This is a genomic window from Azorhizobium oxalatiphilum (assembly GCF_014635325.1).
Classification (GTDB): Bacteria; Pseudomonadota; Alphaproteobacteria; order Rhizobiales; family Xanthobacteraceae; genus Azorhizobium; species Azorhizobium oxalatiphilum.
Genome location: NZ_BMCT01000012.1, coordinates 75,206 through 91,567 on the forward strand (window position 1 = coordinate 75,206; position 16,362 = coordinate 91,567).

Here is a 16,362-nt window from a genome sequence, read left to right on the forward strand (position 1 = left end):
TATTTTCCTACCTCTTTGCGTGCGAGGATCCGATGCTGACCCATGGGCAGATCTGGAGCGCCATTGACCGTCTCGCGGCGGAACACGGCCTGTCGGCTTCCGCGCTCGCCAAGCGCTCCGGCCTCGACGCAACCGCCTTCAACCGCTCCAAGCGCATCACGGCGGATGGTCATGCCCGCTGGCCATCGACGGAGAGTCTGGCCAAGGTGCTGGCCGCCACCGGGGCGAGCGTCGAGGAGTTCATGGCCTTGCTGACGCCGGCAGGCGCCGGCAGCCGGCACAGCAGCGAGGGGCGTCAGGCTGCCGGGCACGGCCCTCGCGCCGTGCGCCCGATCCCCCATATCGGCCTCGTGCAGGCGGGTGGGGGCGGTTTCTTCGACGACGCCGGGTTTCCGGTCGGCGGTGGATGGGATGAGATCCTCTTTCCCGAAGTCGAGGACGAGCACGCCTATGCGCTGGAGATTTCCGGCGACTCCATGCGTCCGGTCTATCGGCCCGGCGATCTGGTGGTGGTGTCGCCCGCCGCCTCGGTTCGCAAGGGCGACCGGGTGGTGGTGAAGACGCGGGAGGGGGAGGTGCTGGCGAAGGAGCTTGTCCGCCAGACCAACAAGACCGTCGAACTGCGTTCGCTGAACCCCGAGTATGAGGACCGATCCTTCGCGACAGCCGACGTGCTCTGGGTGGCGCGGATCGTTTGGGCCAGCCAATAGTCAACCATGGCCGGCGACCGGCGCCTCCAGCGCCAGGGCCGCGACGAGGCGGTCGAGCTTGTCCGGATTGCGGGTGATGTAGATCTCGCTGATGCGGCCCTCGGTGATGGCCAGCGCCGTGGTTTGCACGACGCCGCCGCGCTCGCGGCTGATGAAGCCGGGCAGGCCGTCGATGGTGGCGAAGCGCAGCAGACCATCGTCCTGATGGGGATGTTTGGTGGCGAGCCGCCCGAACAGGCGCGCCACTTTCTGCAGGCCGAGGATCGGATTGCGGAAGGCCAGCACGCGCCCGCCGCCGTCCGAGCGCAGCACCACGTCCTGCGCCAGAAGCTCACCCAGCGCGGCGACATCGCCGCTGCGGCTGGCGGCGAAGAAGGCTTGAGCGAGGCGACTGCCCTCATCCTCCGCCACGGGATAGCGGGGGCGGGCATCGCGCACATGCTGACGGGCGCGAACAGCCAGTTGCCGCACCGAGGCGGGTGCGCGCTCCAGCGTGGTGGCCACGTCGTCCAGCGGCACGCCAAACACATCGTGCAGCAGGAAGGCGGCGCGCTCCAGCGGCGACAAGCGTTCCAGCGCCATCATCAGGGTCAAGGTGAGATCGTCGGCGTCCGGTGCCTCGTCGGTCATGGAGAGGCCCTCGACCAGAGGCTCGGGCAGCCACGGCCCCACATAGGTTTCCCGCCGTGCCCGCGCCGACTTCATCACATCGAGGCAGAGCCGGGTGACGATGCGCGAGAGATAGGAGCCGGGCGCATCCACGCCGGCAAGCTCCACCCTCTGCCAGCGTAGCCATGCGTCCTGCACCACATCCTCGGCCTCGCTGAGCGAGCCGAGCATGCGATAGGCGAGGCGCACCAGCCGGGGGCGGTGCGCCTCGAACAGCCGGGTGGCCTCAGCCTGCGGCACGGACGGGCTCGATGGCGGGTGTGACGCGGAAGCCGATCTGCAGGCGGTTCCAGGTGTTGATGGCGCCGATCAGAAGCGTGAGCTGCACCTGTTCCTCCGCGCTGAAGACGGCGCTGAGCTGAGCATAGTCCGCATCGGGGGCGCCCGTCTCGGCAATGCGCGTCAGAGCCTCGGTCCAGGCGAGGGCGGCGCGTTCGCGATCCGTATAGAACGGTGCCTCCCGCCATCCGGCGAGCAGATGCAGACGCATCTCGCTTTCGCCCTGCTTGCGGGCGTCGGCCGCATGCATGTGCAGGCAGAAGGCGCAGCCGTTGATTTGCGAGGCGCGCATCTTCACCAGTTCGCGCAAAGCGGGCTCCAGCGTGGTGCGGCTGAAGCTGGCTTCCAGCGCCATCATGGCCTTGATGGCTTCCGGGGCCAGCTTGAAGGGGGCGTCGATCCTTGCGGTCATGTCTCGTCTCCATCCGTGCGGAACGCACGTTCGCAGACAAGACGAGATGGCCCTCGTGCCGTGTGACATGGGACGTGACATGGCCCCCGAATTTTTTCGCGCCGCCCCTCTGCCCGGATTCTCACGGTCAAGGTGGCGCTTGCGCACTCTCGTCACATTCCTCGCCAGAATTTCCGCATCATCGCCGGGGGGCGGCATCCAGAACAAGCGGGGGAGGACGAGGAGCGCGGCGTGCGAGGCTTCTTCCGGCATCTCTGGGCCATGCGCGGCTCCTTTCTGGCTGCCATCGGCGCGGTGGTCCTCGCCATCGTCAGCTTCGGCTATTCCAGCTTCCTCGTTTATCTGCCGGCCTCTCCGGTGCTGCGTCTGTTCTGGCCGCCCATCTGGCAGGCCAAGGGGCCATGGCTGTGGCCGGTGCTGGTGGCGGCCGGCATCCTCTGGCCGGTTTCCTTCCTCGCAGCCGGTATTCTCGACGAAATCCTGAAAAGCCGGGGTCGATCTCGCGGCTTGCGGCGTTTGGCCTATGTGGCGGTGCTCTGGCTTGGCGCCGTGGCGGCATGGGGCTTCCTGCTTCACGTCAACGCCGCACCCGATGGCTTTCGCGCCTGAGGTGTCTGGAGCCGGCCCGTTGGGGGGCGGCGGTTCGCAAGGAGTATTCCGTGAGACAGGCTTTTCGCTTCTTCCTCGGTGTCGCCTTGCTGCTTGGGTTCATTTCGCTCCCGGCGGCGGCCGCGACCGTGATCGACTATGCGAAGGTTCGCAATTACGAGAAGGCGATGCCCGCTTCCCCGGTGTCCAAGACGGCCGAGTCGGAAGTGATGGCGGCGCTGGCGCAGCAGCCTGCCTCCGTGCGCGATCCTTTGGGCCGCAAGCCGCTGATCCTCGGCAGCTCCACTGGCGCCTTCACCGCGGCGGGTGCAAGGGAGACCGCCTACCTCCTCTCGGCCGGGAAGCCTTCGGCCACCGATCTCAACACCACTATTCCGCAGCTGGTTCTGGTGCTGGAGGGCCAGCGAGCCACCGGAGCCTATGTCCTGCCGGCCACTGGCGGCTATCAGGCCATCGTCGGTGCGGTCGCGGGGGCGGATGGCAAGCGGGATCTGCTGCTGGAAGGCAGCTTCATGAACATGGGGCAGATGGTGGTTTCGCTCGATGTGTTGCGCCTCGGGCCGGATGCGTCCACCTCTGTTCAGCGTACGCTCAAGGAGGTCTATTACGACGGCTGCGGCAATCCGCGCGGGGCGCGCGAGAAACGGGCAGCCACGATCCGCATTGCCGACGATGGTCAGATGGCGGTGAGCTGGCATGAACTGAAGTGCAGCAACTAGGATGGCGTATGGCAAGCCGGCTGCATCGCCACCCGGCCCATCGACCGACATCATCGAAAGCTCCATTCCCGCCCGGCTGGACCGTCTGCCGTGGCGACGTTTTCATTGGCTGGTGGTAGTGGCGCTGGGCATCACCTGGATCCTCGACGGGCTGGAGGTGACGCTGGCCGGCTCGCTGGCCGGTGCGCTCAAGGACAGCCCGGTGCTGAAGTTCACACCGGCAGAGGTGGGACTGGCGGGCAGCGCCTATCTGGCGGGGGCTGTGACGGGCTCGCTGCTGTTCGGCTGGCTGGCGGATCGCTTCGGCCGCAAGACGCTCTTCAATGTCACGCTGCTGGTTTATCTGGTGGCGACCGCTCTCACGGCCGTATCCTGGGATCTGGCGAGTTTCGCTCTCTTCCGTTTCCTCACCGGGGCGGGCATCGGCGGGGAATACAGCGCCATCAATTCGGCCATTCAGGAGTTGATCCCCGCGCGGCGGCGTGGCTGGACTGATCTTGTGATCAATGGAAGCTTCTGGGTGGGCGCCGCCCTGGGCGGGGTGGGCACCATCTTCCTGCTGGACCCGGCCCTGATCGACCCGGAGATCGGCTGGCGATTGGCCTTCTTCCTCGGTGCGGTTCTGGGGCTCGTGATCCTCTATCTGCGCCGCTTCATTCCCGAGAGCCCGCGCTGGCTGATGACCCATGGCCGGCACGCGGAAGCCGAGGACGTGATGGCGGATATCGAGGCACAGGTGGCGCGGAACGGAGAGGTGTTGCCCGAACCTGGCGGCAGCATCCGTGTGCGCTCCCATGCGACGCCCGATTTCGCAACCGTGCTGCATGTGCTGCTGCGCCTCTATCCCCGGCGCACACTTCTGGGCGTCGTGCTGATGACGGCACAGGCCTTTTTCTACAACGCCATCTTCTTCTCCTACGCCATGATCCTCGGCACCTTCTACGGCGTGCCGAACGCGCAGGTGGGCTGGTATGTGCTGCCCTTCGCGGCGGGCAATGTGCTGGGGCCGCTGCTGCTGGGGCGACTGTTCGATACCCTCGGCCGCAAGCCGATGATCGCCTTCACCTATGCCATGTCGGGCGGCTTGATCATCGCTACCGGCGTGCTGTTCGAGCGGGAGATGCTGGATGCGACGACGCAGGTGCTGGCGTGGTCCTGTGCCTTCTTCTTCGCCTCAGCGGCGGCGTCTTCCGCCTATCTCACTGTGGCGGAGAGCTTTCCGCTGGAGATACGGGCACTCGCCATCGCGCTCTTCTATGCGTTCGGAACTGGTATTGGTGGAGTGGTGGCGCCCTGGCTGTTCGGCGTGCTCATCGGCTCCGGTGCGCGGGCCGACGTGCTTCTGGGGTATATGCTGGCGGGTGGCCTGATGCTGCTGGCTGCGCTGGTGACTTTGTGGCTCGGCATCCGCGCCGAGCGTCAGCCTCTGGAGCAGGTGGCACGTCCACTGTCCGCCGTGGACTGAGACGCGACGGGGCGGGCGGATCGCTCCGCCCGCCCCGTTCGGGGACTAACTCAGGACAATGTCACAGGCGGGAGGGCGTGCCCTCCATGGCCGGGCCCCAGTGCGGGTCGGCAGCGGGGGCCTGGATGGCGCCCTGCGGGGCGAACCGCACGGTGGCCTGCGCATTAGCCGGCAGCAGAGACTGGCTGGCAGCGGCAGCGCCAGGGAAGTGGCCCTGTGCGCTCAACGCGTAATTATCGCGGTTGGCCTGCGAGATATATTCGTCCGCAGAAGCGGCGCCCGAGAAGGCAAGGCCGGCGGCAAGGGCGAGGGCGGCATAAGTCATGGTACGCATGGGAGGTCTCCTTGATTTTCAGCGGTGCGTCGTTGGTGGCGCCCCGTTTCGAGAGAAGAGATAGCTCCGCAGCGGCTTCGGGATAATACGGATGTTGCGCGATTGATTGTGCCGGAACGCGCATCAATAGATCGGCTGCATCCCGGGCGGGACAGGCATGTCCGAAGTTTCGCGTTTGCCTCTCGGCGCAATGCAGCAAGGTCTGCTAAAAGGCCCGCGCATTCCCCCCAACGCAGGCGTCGCGGACAGGCATGATCAGGCTCGACAACATCAGCAAGCAGAACGGCAAGCAGATCGTCTTCATCGAGGCATCCGCCGCTTTGCTGAAGGGCGAGAAGATCGGCCTCGTCGGTCCCAATGGCGCGGGCAAGACCACGCTGTTCCGCATGATCACCGGCCAGGAGCCGCCCGATGAGGGCCAGGTCTCCGCCGATCGCGGCATCACCATCGGCTATTTCAATCAGGACGTGGGCGAGATGTCCGGCCAGAGCGCGCTCGCGGCCGTGATGGACGGCGCCGGCCCGGTGAGCGTGGTGGCGGCCGAGCTGAAGGAGATCGAGATCGCTCTCGGTGATCCCGACCGCGCCGACGAGATGGAAGCGCTGGTCGAGCGGTATGGCGAGGTGCAGGGCCGGTTCGAGGAACTGGGCGGCTATGCGCTGGAGGGCCGCGCCTCGGAGGTGCTGGACGGCCTCGGCTTCAGCCAGGAGATGATGGACGGCGACGTCGGCAAGCTCTCCGGCGGCTGGAAGATGCGCGTGGCGCTGGGCCGCATCCTGCTCATGCGCCCCGACGTGATGCTGCTCGACGAGCCGAGCAACCATCTCGACATCGAAAGCCTGATCTGGCTGGAAGATTTCCTGCGCGGCTATGACGGCGCGCTGATGATGACCGCGCATGATCGCGCCTTCATGAACCGCATCGTCAACAAGGTGGTGGAGATCGACAGCGGCACGCTCACCTCCTACACCGGCAATTACGAATTCTACGCCGAGCAGCGGGCGCTGGCGGACAAGCAGCAGCAGGCACAGTTCGAGCGCCAGCAGGCCATGCTCGCCAAGGAAATCGCCTTCATTGAGCGCTTCAAGGCACGCGCCTCCCATGCCGCGCAGGTGCAGAGCCGGGTGAAGAAGCTGGACAAGATCGACCGCGTGGAGCCGCCGCGCCGTCGCCAGACCGTGACCTTCGAATTCCAGCCCGCGCCGCGCTCCGGCGAGGACGTGGTGACGCTGAGCGGCGTCAACAAGGCCTATGGCTCCAAGGTCATCTATGACGGGCTCGATTTCTCGATCCGCCGCAAGGAGCGCTGGTGTGTGATGGGGGTGAACGGCGCGGGCAAGTCCACGCTGCTCAAGCTGGTCACTGGCTCAACCAATCCCGACACCGGCATCGTCAAGCTGGGCGGCAGCGTGAAGCTCGGCTATTTCGCGCAGCACGCCATGGAAGTTCTGGACGGCGAGCGCACCGTGTTCGAATCGCTGGAGGACGCCTTCCCGCAGGCGGGGCAGGGCTCCCTGCGCTCGCTGGCCGGCTGCTTCGGCTTCTCGGGCGACGACGTGGAGAAGCGCTGCCGCGTGCTGTCCGGCGGCGAGAAGGCCCGGCTCGTGATGGCCATGATGCTGTTCGATCCGCCGAACTTCCTGGTTCTGGACGAGCCCACCAACCATCTCGACATCGCCACCAAGGAAATGCTGATCGACGCTCTGGCGAATTACGAGGGCACCATGCTCTTCGTCTCGCATGATCGCCATTTCCTCGCCGCGCTGTCCAACCGCACGCTGGAACTGACGCCGGATGGCATTCACCAATATGGCGGCGGCTATACGGAATATGTGGCCCGTACCGGACAGGAAGCGCCGGGCCTGCGGCACTGAGGGCTGAAAGCTCTCACCCCTCAGCCTTCAGCAGCGCCTCCAGCGCTTCCAGCCGATCCGCTTCGCGGGGCGGCTTGTCCCAGCGCAGGCGGGCGATGCGGGGAAAGCGCATGGCGACGCCCGAGCGGTGCCGGGTTGAGCGCGCCAAACCTTCGAAGGCGACTTCCAGCACCAGCCCTTCGTCTGGTTCGTGCACCACTTCGCGCACCGGGCCGAAGCGGTTGATGGTGGAGCGGCGCACGAACTTGTCGATCTCGATGAGCTCCTGATCTGTAAAGCCGAAATAGGCCTTACCGACAGGCACCAGAACATCGCCGCCTTCCTCGCCCTTGGTCCAGACGCCGAAGGTATAGTCGGAATAGAAGGAAGAGCGCTTGCCGTGGCCGCGCTGGGCATACATCAGCACGGCATCCACCGTGTGCGGATCGCGCTTCCATTTCCACCACGGCCCCTTGGGGCGGCCGGGCAGATAGGCGCTGTCCCACGCCTTCAGCATCACCCCTTCGACCGCGGCCGCATCCTCGCCCGCTCCGGCGGATGACGGGTCCGCACGGGCGGCGGTGAGCTGTTCCCAGGTGTCGAAGGGTACCATGGGGGAGAGGTCCATGCGATCGTGGCCTTCTGCCATCAACCGGGCGGCCAGCGCCTCCAGCTTGGCGCGGCGGGCGCGGAAGGGCAGGGGGCGCAGGTCTTCGCCATCCTCTGCCAGAAGGTCATAGGCGCGAATATGGGCGGGGAATTCCGCCAGCATCTTCGCCGTCACGCTCTTGCGGTTGAGCCGTTGCTGAAGAACGTTGAAGGACTGCACGCGGGTGTGGCGCATCACCAGCAGTTCGCCGTCGATGGCGCCGTCGAAATCCAGTGCCTCCATGAGATCCGGAAAGGCGCCGGAAATATCCTCGCCGGTGCGGCTGTAGAGGCGGCCAACGCGCTTGCCCTCTGCATCCCGCCCGCAGACGGCCTGCACGCGTATGCCGTCCCACTTCCATTCGGCGGCGTAAGCATCGGCTTCAAGCGCACTGAAACTCTCGTCCTCCACCGCATGGGCCAGCATTACCGGCCGGAACGGCACCGGATCCAGCGTCTCGGGGCGTTCGGCCTTCCCTTCGACCCAGGCGAACAGTTCGCGATAAGGCATGGCGAGGCCGGGCCACACCAGTTCCACTTCGTCGGGTGGAATGTCGCCCAGCGAAGCCACCGCCGTCTTGGCGAGGCGGGCGGAGGCGCCCACGCGCAGTGATCCTGTGATCAGCTTCAGCAGCGCCCAGCGGCCGGTCTCGTCCAGTCCGTCGAGCCACATGCTGAGCTGGCGCGGCAGATCGCGCTTGGGCAGCGTCTCCAGACCTTCCACGATCTCGGAGAGGAAGGGCGGGTGGTTGGCATTGGCGGCCTCCGCCTCCTTCGGGATGGGCCACATGAGGGCGACGGTCTCCGAGAGGTCGCCCACATAGTCGTAGGACATTTCGAACAGCACCGGGTCCGTGCGCTCGGCGATCAGCGCGCGGATGAGCGCCGGCTTGGCATTGGTGAAGGATAGTTTTCCGGTGAGCGCCGCCAGCGCCACCCCGCGCTCCGGATCGGGCGTCATGCGGAAATAGTCCGCCATCAGGCGGATCTTGGCGTTGCGGCGCGGTTCGTAGGAGAGGCGGTCCAGCAGTTCGGCGAATTCGTTCATGACGCGCCATCCTGTGGCGCCGCATCCGGCCCGGCCTCGGCCTCGGCCACCGCCTCGCCCTCCGCCGCCTCGTCTTCCTCCGTATAGCCCACCATGTGCAGCGGTTTGGCGCGCAGGCCCCGCGTGCCGGCCCAATGCACGAGGGCGTCCTCGGCGCCGTGTGTCACCCACAGCTCCTCGCAGCCGGTCGCGGTGACGCTGGCCATCAGCCCGTCCCAGTCCGCATGGTCGGAGACGACGAGCGGCAGCTCGATGCCGCGTTGCCGGGCGCGGGCACGCACCCGCATCCAGCCCGAGGCGAAGGCGGTGACGGGATCGGGGAAGTTGCGGGTCCAGATGTCGGTGATGGCGGACGGAGGGGCTATGATGATGGCACCGGCCAGATCCGCCTTCTTCACCCCCTTCACGTGCCGCACCTCGCCGAGCGGCACGCCGGCTTGTTCGTAATAGGCCGAGATGGCGGTCAGTGCGCCGTGCACATAGAGCGGAGCCGAGTGCCCCGCCTGTCGGATCAGCGCCATCATGCGCTGGGCCTTGCCGAGCGAATAGGCGCCGAGCACATGGGCGCGCTCGGGAAACAGCGCCACCGATTTCATCAACTTGGCGGTCTCGTGCGACGCGTCCGGATGACGGAATACCGGCAGGCCGAAGGTGGCTTCCGAGATGAATACGTGGCAGCGCACCGGCACGAAGGGGGCGCAGGTGGGATCGTGTGCATCCTTGTAGTCGCCGGACGCCACGATGGTGAGCCCGCGCCAGTCCAATGCCATCTGCGCCGAGCCCAGTACATGGCCGGCGGGATGGGCGGTGATACGCACGCCGTTCACATCCACGCTCTCGCCATAGGCAATCGCCTGCGTCTCGCCAGCGAAGTCCGCGCCATAGCGCAGGGCCATGATGCTCAGCGTCTCGCGGGTGGCGAGCACCTTCCCGTGGCCGCGTCGGGCATGATCGGAATGGCCGTGCGTGATCACTGCGCGGGCCACAGGGCGCGTCGGGTCCACGTAGAAATCGCCGGCCGGGGAATAAAGGCCCTTGGGCGAGGGGCAGAGAAGCTCTTCCGGGCGCATGGTCAAAAGCTATATGGGAAGCATTCCTCAATCCCGCGAGGCCCGCGTGGTTCCCGATCATCGTCCCCAGACCCAGCCTTTGTTCGCCTCATCCGGCAACCCAGCCCTCGACCGCAGGCTCGACTGGGCGCGGGCAGACCTCGAGGCGGGCGATGCCGCGGCCGCCGCCGAGCTTCTGACGGACACGGTGGGCGAAGCTCCGGGCTTCGTCGCGGCATGGTTCCTGCTCGGCGAAGCGCGGCAGGCGGCGGGCGACACTGCGGGTGCGGCGGACGCCTTCAGGCAGGCGCGCGATCGCGATCCGGCGGATGCGCTGGGCGCGGGCCTGCGGCTCGCCCAGCTTGGTGCCACGGCAGCGGAAGATGCCATGTCGCCGGACTATGTGCGCACGCTGTTCGATCAATATGCGCCGCGCTTCGATACGGCGCTGCGGGACAAGCTCGCCTATCGGGGGCCGGAGGTGTTGGCGGCGGCTGTGGATGCCGTGTGCGCCGCGCGCGGCCGCCCGGCGCGGTTCGCGCGCGCGCTGGATCTCGGCTGCGGCACCGGCCTTGCCGCGCCGCTGTTCGCGGACAAGGTAGAGGTACTGGATGGCGTCGATCTCTCCCCCGCCATGGTGGAACGGGCCGAGGCACTCGGCCTCTATGCCCGGCTTGAGGTGGGCGAGATGGGCGCGGCGCTGGAGGCGGTGACGCCCGGCAGTCTGGATCTGGTGCTGGCGGCGGATGCGCTCTGCTATGTGGGGGATCTCGGCCCCATATTCCGCGCCGCGCAGATCGCCATGGCCTCGCAGGCTCTCTTCGCCTTCACGGTGGAGACGCATGCGGGAGAAGGCCTGCTCCTGCGCGAGACCCTGCGCTACGCGCATGCAGAGGCGCTGGTGCGTTCTGAAGCCTCGGCAGCCGGCCTTGCCGTGCTCACGCTGGAACCACGCTCCACCCGCACCGAGAAAGGCGCGCCCGTGCCGGGGCTGGTGGCGGTGCTTGCCCGTTCAGTCGATCTGTAGGGCGAAGGGCTCGCCCTCGAAGGCATCAGCCCCGCGCCCGATGGAGGCGATGGCTTTTACCATGCGCCCCTCGCGGTGAAGTGCCGTGTCGCCCAGAGCCACGAGGCGGGCATTGGGCGTGGCGCTTGGCGATGCCTGCCGCAGGCGGAGCGCCAGTTCCATCTCGTCGCGCTCGGGCATCAGGGCGCAGAGCGTCGTGTAGGCCGCCGCCGTCGAGCGCGAGATGCCCGCATAGCAATGAATGACGAGCGGCGCCTCGCGCGGCCACAGGGTCACAAAGTCCAGCAGGTCGCGCATGTGGGCACCGCCGGGGGCCACCAGTCCTTCCGCTTCCTCGACGATGTCGTTGATGCCGAGGAAGAGATGATGGGTGGGGTCCACATTGTTCGGCCGCGTCACCGCCGTGCCCCCGTTGATGAGGGTGATGACGTGGCGGGCGCCGGTGCGCTCCACGGTCTCGTGGAGGCGGGAGAGGGAGCAGACGTGGATCATCGGACGATTTCCTCGAACCGCGCCAGGAACTTCTGTTTGGCCTCCTGTGCGCTCCATGGAGAGAGATAGGATGCCTCCACGTCCGCGTCGAGACCGGGGGCGCGACCGAAGAACTTTTGCGCTTCCGTGTGCGAGAAGCCGGCGAGGCGCGTGGCTTCCAGATAGGCGGCGGCCCGATCAGCGGCCTTGGTGATCTTGTGCAGCGCGGTCGGCCATTTCGGCGGCAGGCCGAAGCGCAGGCTGATGGCGGCCAGAAGGCGCTCCTCCACCGGCTTGTAGCCGCCCCCGATCATGGCCTTGAGCGGCGAGATCATGTCGCCGATCACATATTCCGGGGCATCGTGCAGCAGCACCGCGAGGCGCCAGGCGCGGTCAAGGTCGTGGCTCGCCTCGCGGGCAAGCCGTTCCACCAGCAGGGAATGCTGGGCGACGGAGAAGATATGGTCGCCGCTGGTCTGCCCGTTCCAGCGGGCGACGCGGGCGAGGCCGTGAGCGATGTCCTCGATCTCGATGTCCAGCGGCGAGGGGTCCAGCAGATCCAGCCGGCGGCCGGAGAGCATGCGCTGCCAGGCGCGGGGGCGTGGGGCGCCGCGGCCACTCGACTTTGCCGTTTCGCCTGTTGCTGTCACGCGCGGTCTGCCTGTGCTGATTCTTGATCTGTTCTCCTGATAGCCTGCGTCAGGCCCGCGAGAAAGACCCGCGCACCTGCGAAGCCTGCTAGGAAAGGGCGCGTTTCCTGGGAGCCCAGCGCCGATCATGACCGACCTCGTTCGACCGACCCTTGCCGCCAGTGCCGCCGTGTTCCGCAATGGCCGTGTCCTGCTCGCCCGCCGGGGCAAGGGGCCGGGCGAGGGGCTGTGGAGCTTGCCGGGCGGCCGGGTCGAGCCGGGCGAGACGCTGGCGGAAGCCGCCGCCCGCGAGGTGATGGAGGAGGTGCAGGTGGAGGCGGAGATCCTTGCCGTCGCCGCCGCGCGCGACATCATCGTCCGGGCTCCGGACGGCGCCTTGCGTTCGCATTTCGTGGTTATCGCCCACCTCGCCCGCTGGCGTTCCGGCGAGCCGATGACGGGTGAGGAGGCGCTGGAAGTGGGCTGGTTCACGCCGGAGGAGGTGGCGGGCCTTGCCACCACCGACGGCCTTTCCGACGTGGTGTTCGCCGCCGCGCGGCTGCGGGCAGTGGAGGCGGCCTCTTGACGGCGGCCCTGACCGGAGCGACGAAAGCGGCCATGGTCCAGATGCGCCCGTTTGCCGCCGCCCTCACCCTGACCGTCACCTTGTGCGCCGGTCCCCTAGGCGTGGGGCAGGCTCTGGCGGCCGCCTCGGAAGGCTCCACCCCGCCCTATGAGCAGGATCTGATGCGTATCGCCGAGCTGCTCGGCTCGCTGCATTACCTCCGTCCGCTCTGTGGTGCGTCGGGGGAAGGACAGCGCTGGCGCAGCGAGATGCAGACCCTTCTGGATGCGGAACAGCCTTCCGATACCCGCAAGGGCAAGCTGGTGGCCTCCTTCAATGCCGGCTATTCCAGCTATGCGGCGGTCTACCGCACCTGTACCCCGGCTGCCGCGCTCGCCGTGCAGCGACAGATGGACGAGGGGGCGAAGCTGGCGCACGAAATCGTGGTGCGGTTTGGCGGAAACTGAGCGTTCAGAAGCTGTTGTGCGCGTCGTGCCGACGTCGTGTGGGGATTGCCGGGGACGGATTAACCTTTCGTTCAGAACTTCCGTGACGGAGCCGCATGGCGTGCTACTTCTTCCTCGCCGCACAAATTGGTGGGGCGGCGCGGAGGTCGATCTTGTCCAGCACGTCCAATTTCGCCTCCCATCCGCTTCATGTGTCCGAGCCCGCCTCGGATGAGCGGCATGTGGCGCTCTCCTACCTGGAAGACGCCTGGACGGAAGCGTTGCGGGATGGCCTCGACGAGGACTGCCTGGTGCAGGCGGCACTATTCAGCGCCCTGCGCACGCTGGTGGACATCTATGGTGAGCAGCCGACCGCCGAATATCTGGAAAGCCTCGCCGGGCGCGTGCGCGCTGGCGAATACACGCTGATCGGCCAGCGTCAGTAAGGCGCGCCGCAGCCTCGGAATCAAAAAGCGCCCCGCCGGTGATCCGGCGGGGCGCTTTTCGTTTGGCTTGAGCTTCTGCCTCAGGCCTTCGGCAGGCACTCCAGGAAGGAGATGGGCTCGCCCTGCGCAGGCGTGGTCAGTTCGCCTTCCCACATCACCTTGCGGCCGCGCACGAAGGTGCCCACGGGCCAGCCGGTGACTTCCACGCCGTCATAGGGCGTCCACTTGGAGCGGGAGGCGATCCAGTCCGCCGTGATGGTGGCGCGGCGCTTCAGGTCCACCACGGTGAAGTCGGCGTCATAGCCCACCGCGATGCGACCCTTGCGGGCGATGTTGAACAGGCGGGCCGGGCCGGCACTGGTCAGATCCACGAAGCGCAGCAGCGAGAGCTTGCCCTTGTTCACATGGTCCAGCATCAGCGGCACCAGCGTCTGCACGCCGGTCATGCCCGAAGGGCTGTCCGGATAGGGCTTGGCCTTCTCTTCCAGCGTGTGGGGCGCATGGTCGGAGCCAATGACGTCCACGATGCCGGCCGAGATGGCGCGCCACAGTGCGTCACGGTGATGGGCATCGCGCACCGGCGGGTTCATCTGCGCCAGCGTACCGAGCCGCTCGTAGCACTCCGGGGCCGCCATGGTCAGGTGGTGGGGCGTCACTTCCACCGAAGCCACGTCACGGGCGTCCGCCAGGAAGTCCATCTCCTCGGCGGTGGTGATGTGCAGCACGTGCACGCGGGCCCCCACCTCGCGGGCGAGGTTGACGAGACGCTTCGTCGCCGTGAGGGCGGCGATTTCGTCGCGCCACACCGGGTGCGAAGTCGGATCACCGGGCACGCGCAGCGGCTTGCGCTCGATGAGACGCGGCTCGTCCTCGCAATGGAAGGCGGCGCGGCGGCGGATGACCTTGAGGATCTCCTTGACGCCCGCGTCGTCCGCCACCAGCAGCGAACCGGTGGACGAGCCGATGAACACCTTCACACCGGCCGCGCCCGGCAGGCGCTCCAGCTCGGGCAGGTCCGCGACGTTGTCATGCGTGCCGCCCACATAGAAGGCGAAGTCGCAGTGCATGCGATGGGTGCCGCGGCGGATCTTGTCCTCGAAGGCGGCGGTATTGGTGGTCTGGGGATTGGTGTTCGGCATCTCGAACACGCCGGTCACGCCACCCATGACAGCGGCGAGCGATCCGGTCTCCAGGTCTTCCTTCTGTTCCAGCCCGGGCTCGCGGAAATGGACCTGGGTGTCGATGACGCCCGGCAGGATGTGCAGGCCGGTGGCGTCCACCACTTCGCCGGCGCTGGCGGCACCGAGATTGCCCAACGCCCGGATACGACCACCGCTCACGGCAATGTCGGTCTTCACCTCGCCTTCCGGCGTTACGGCGTGCGCGCCCTTCAGTATAAGATCGTAGCTATCGGCCATGGCATGTCGCTCGCTTGCTGGGGGACGTGCCGGTGGCTTTAGGTCTCCAAGAGCCTCCTGACAAGGATCAGCAGGCTCCGGACAAGGACAAGGCCATGCCCATTGCCCATCTCGCGGACCGCGCCGTCGTCACCGTGACCGGCCCGGACGCACGCGCTTTCCTGCATAATGTCGTTACCTGCAACGTGAACACGCTGAAGGAAGGCGGCGCCCGTTATGGTGCGCTTTTGATGCCTCAGGGCAAGATCATCAGCGACTTCCTGATCTATGCCCCCAAGGCGCAGCCGGACACTTTCCTGCTGGATGCGCCCCGCACCGTTGCGCCCGATCTCGTCAAGCGCCTCACCATGTACCGTCTGCGGTCCAAGGTGGAGGTGGCGCTGGAGGATGCGCGCGCCGTCGTCGCCGTGTGGGGCGAGGAGGTGGCGCCGGCCGGGTCGGAAGCATTCGAGGATCCCCGGCTTGAAGACCTCGGCTTGCGCTGCGTGATGTTCGCTTCCGATGCGCAGGCGCTCGGGGGCGACCCCGATGCCTATGCGGCCCATCGCATCGCGCTCGGCATTCCGCAGGGCGGGGCGGACTTCGTCTATGGCGATGCCTTCCCGCACGAGGCGGACATGGACCAGCTCGGCGGCGTGGATTTCAAGAAGGGCTGCTATATCGGCCAGGAAGTGGTCTCGCGCACCCAGCATCGCGGCATCGCCCGCACCCGTGCGGTGGAGGCGCTGTTCACCTCCGCGCCGGAGGAGGGGGCCGAGATTCGCGCCGGCGAGAAGACCGTGGGCCGTATGGGCTCGTCGGCCGCTGCTTCCGGTCGCGGCATCGCACTGGTGCGGCTTGACCGAGTGGCGGATGCCAAGGCCTCTGGCCTGCCGCTGGTGGCGGGCGGCGTGGAACTGGCCCTGAAGGTGCCCGACTGGGCCAGCTTCGAAATGGGGGACGCGTGAGCACCGTTTCCACCGACGTCGCGCCGGCTCCGCATACGGGCCTGCGCAACCATCTGGACGGCAAGTGCCGTTGCGCCTGGTGCGGCATCGATCCGCTCTATACCGCCTATCACGACACCGAATGGGGCGTGCCGGAGCGCGATTCGCGGGCGCTGTTCGAGAAGCTGGTCCTCGACGGCTTTCAGGCCGGCCTCGCCTGGATCACCATCCTGCGCAAGCGGGACAATTTCCGCCGCGCCTTCGACGGCTTCGAGCCGGAGGTGATGGCGCGCTATGACGCGCAGAAGCAGGCGGCGCTGATGGCGGATGCCGGCATCGTGCGCAACCGCGCCAAGATCGAGGGCGCGGTGCTCTCGGCTCGTGCCTATCTCGAGCTGCGCGAGAAGGGCGTCGATTTCTCCGCCTTCATGTGGGAGGCGGTGGATGGCGAGGTGCTGGTGAACCGGCCCCGCAAGCCCGGCGACGTTCCGGCGGAGACGCCGGCCTCACGGGTGCTGTCCAAGAAGCTGAAGGCTGCGGGCTTCAAGTTCTGCGGCCCCACCATCGTCTATGCCGCCATGCAGGCCTGCGGCCTCGTGGACGATCATTACGCGGGGTGCTGGCGGGGCCATTGATGCG

General features: G+C 67.1%; 19 protein-coding genes. 11 read left to right on the plus strand and 8 right to left on the minus strand.

Going from position 1 to position 16,362, the window contains the following annotated elements; all coding sequences use genetic code 11:
* The first annotated feature begins 32 nt into the window (after nt 1-32).
* Nucleotides 33-710 (plus strand): S24 family peptidase, encoded by a 678-nt coding sequence (locus tag IEW24_RS26930; RefSeq protein ID WP_188584013.1) that lies wholly within the window; start codon nt 33-35, stop codon nt 708-710.
* Here the strand turns inward: IEW24_RS26930 and IEW24_RS26935 are convergent, their stop codons facing one another.
* Together IEW24_RS26935 and IEW24_RS26940 are read right to left on the minus strand one after the other, a co-directional pair.
* Entirely contained in the window at nt 711-1,619 is a 909-nt protein-coding gene (locus IEW24_RS26935) for a sigma-70 family RNA polymerase sigma factor (RefSeq protein ID WP_188584014.1), read from the minus strand.
* Nucleotides 1,606-2,070, minus strand: coding sequence for a carboxymuconolactone decarboxylase family protein (locus IEW24_RS26940; RefSeq protein ID WP_188584015.1), 465 nt, complete (start codon nt 2,068-2,070; stop codon nt 1,606-1,608). The genes IEW24_RS26935 and IEW24_RS26940 overlap by 14 nt, the downstream gene beginning before the upstream one ends.
* A 231-nt stretch (nt 2,071-2,301) precedes the next feature.
* Between IEW24_RS26940 and IEW24_RS26945 the strand changes: the two genes are divergently transcribed.
* From IEW24_RS26945 to IEW24_RS26955, 3 genes are read left to right on the plus strand one after another with little or no spacing between them, the layout of a single operon-like run.
* The gene (locus IEW24_RS26945; protein ID WP_188584016.1) at nt 2,302-2,679 is read left to right on the plus strand and encodes a hypothetical protein; all 378 of its coding nucleotides are present in this window, start codon (nt 2,302-2,304) and stop codon (nt 2,677-2,679) included.
* A 50-nt stretch (nt 2,680-2,729) separates the two neighbouring features.
* Nucleotides 2,730-3,398, plus strand: a complete 669-nt coding sequence (locus IEW24_RS26950) for a hypothetical protein (RefSeq protein WP_188584017.1) — start codon at nt 2,730-2,732, stop codon at nt 3,396-3,398.
* 1 nt (nt 3,399) lies between these two features.
* Nucleotides 3,400-4,863 carry an MFS transporter gene (locus IEW24_RS26955; protein WP_188584018.1) on the plus strand — a complete coding sequence of 488 codons (1,464 nt, stop codon included), beginning with the start codon at nt 3,400-3,402 and terminating at the stop codon, nt 4,861-4,863.
* A 61-nt stretch (nt 4,864-4,924) separates the two neighbouring features.
* On the opposite strand, the gene IEW24_RS26960 is transcribed toward IEW24_RS26955, so the two are convergent.
* Nucleotides 4,925-5,197 carry a hypothetical protein gene (locus IEW24_RS26960; RefSeq protein ID WP_188584019.1) on the minus strand — a complete coding sequence of 91 codons (273 nt, stop codon included), beginning with the start codon at nt 5,195-5,197 and terminating at the stop codon, nt 4,925-4,927.
* A gap of 251 nt (nt 5,198-5,448) precedes the next feature.
* On the opposite strand from IEW24_RS26960, the gene IEW24_RS26965 reads away from it, so the two are divergent.
* Nucleotides 5,449-7,071, plus strand: a complete 1,623-nt coding sequence (locus IEW24_RS26965) for an ABC-F family ATP-binding cassette domain-containing protein (protein WP_188584020.1) — start codon at nt 5,449-5,451, stop codon at nt 7,069-7,071.
* Between the two features lie 13 nt (nt 7,072-7,084).
* Here IEW24_RS26965 and IEW24_RS26970 read toward each other — a convergent pair whose 3' ends face one another.
* Together IEW24_RS26970 and IEW24_RS26975 are read right to left on the minus strand one after the other, a co-directional pair.
* Nucleotides 7,085-8,746, minus strand: a complete 1,662-nt coding sequence (locus tag IEW24_RS26970) for a cisplatin damage response ATP-dependent DNA ligase (protein WP_188584021.1) — start codon at nt 8,744-8,746, stop codon at nt 7,085-7,087.
* Nucleotides 8,743-9,816: a ligase-associated DNA damage response exonuclease gene (locus IEW24_RS26975; protein WP_188584022.1), complete on the minus strand. Its 1,074-nt coding sequence runs from the start codon at nt 9,814-9,816 to the stop codon at nt 8,743-8,745. Before IEW24_RS26975 ends, IEW24_RS26970 begins: the two co-directional genes overlap by 4 nt.
* 46 nt (nt 9,817-9,862) lie before the next feature.
* Between IEW24_RS26975 and IEW24_RS26980 the strand changes: the two genes are divergently transcribed.
* The gene (locus tag IEW24_RS26980) at nt 9,863-10,822 is read left to right on the plus strand and encodes a class I SAM-dependent DNA methyltransferase (protein ID WP_244644698.1); all 960 of its coding nucleotides are present in this window, start codon (nt 9,863-9,865) and stop codon (nt 10,820-10,822) included.
* On the opposite strand, the gene IEW24_RS26985 is transcribed toward IEW24_RS26980, so the two are convergent.
* Nucleotides 10,808-11,314, minus strand: a complete 507-nt coding sequence (locus IEW24_RS26985) for a tyrosine phosphatase family protein (protein WP_188584024.1) — start codon at nt 11,312-11,314, stop codon at nt 10,808-10,810. The two genes, IEW24_RS26980 and IEW24_RS26985, sit on opposite strands and share 15 nt — an antisense overlap.
* Nucleotides 11,311-11,874, minus strand: a complete 564-nt coding sequence (locus IEW24_RS26990) for an HD domain-containing protein (RefSeq protein WP_188584091.1) — start codon at nt 11,872-11,874, stop codon at nt 11,311-11,313. The genes IEW24_RS26985 and IEW24_RS26990 overlap by 4 nt, the downstream gene beginning before the upstream one ends.
* Before the next feature lie 196 nt (nt 11,875-12,070).
* Between IEW24_RS26990 and IEW24_RS26995 the strand changes: the two genes are divergently transcribed.
* The 3 genes from IEW24_RS26995 (at nt 12,071) to IEW24_RS27005 (ending at nt 13,379) form a co-directional block, all read left to right on the plus strand.
* Nucleotides 12,071-12,508: an NUDIX hydrolase gene (locus IEW24_RS26995; RefSeq protein ID WP_188584025.1), complete on the plus strand. Its 438-nt coding sequence runs from the start codon at nt 12,071-12,073 to the stop codon at nt 12,506-12,508.
* Nucleotides 12,505-12,954, plus strand: a complete 450-nt coding sequence (locus tag IEW24_RS27000) for a TIGR02301 family protein (protein WP_244644699.1) — start codon at nt 12,505-12,507, stop codon at nt 12,952-12,954. Before IEW24_RS26995 ends, IEW24_RS27000 begins: the two co-directional genes overlap by 4 nt.
* Before the next feature lie 152 nt (nt 12,955-13,106).
* The gene (locus tag IEW24_RS27005; RefSeq protein WP_188584026.1) at nt 13,107-13,379 is read left to right on the plus strand and encodes a hypothetical protein; all 273 of its coding nucleotides are present in this window, start codon (nt 13,107-13,109) and stop codon (nt 13,377-13,379) included.
* An 80-nt stretch (nt 13,380-13,459) separates the two neighbouring features.
* Here the strand turns inward: IEW24_RS27005 and IEW24_RS27010 are convergent, their stop codons facing one another.
* The gene (locus tag IEW24_RS27010; RefSeq protein WP_188584027.1) at nt 13,460-14,797 is read right to left on the minus strand and encodes a dihydroorotase; all 1,338 of its coding nucleotides are present in this window, start codon (nt 14,795-14,797) and stop codon (nt 13,460-13,462) included.
* Between the two features lie 95 nt (nt 14,798-14,892).
* Between IEW24_RS27010 and ygfZ the strand changes: the two genes are divergently transcribed.
* Nucleotides 14,893-15,744 carry a CAF17-like 4Fe-4S cluster assembly/insertion protein YgfZ gene (gene ygfZ / locus IEW24_RS27015; RefSeq protein WP_188584028.1) on the plus strand — a complete coding sequence of 284 codons (852 nt, stop codon included), beginning with the start codon at nt 14,893-14,895 and terminating at the stop codon, nt 15,742-15,744.
* On the plus strand, nt 15,741-16,358 hold the full coding sequence (locus tag IEW24_RS27020; RefSeq protein WP_373870148.1) for a DNA-3-methyladenine glycosylase I: 618 nt from the start codon (nt 15,741-15,743) through the stop codon (nt 16,356-16,358). The genes ygfZ and IEW24_RS27020 overlap by 4 nt, the downstream gene beginning before the upstream one ends.
* Nucleotides 16,359-16,362 lie beyond the last annotated feature (4 nt).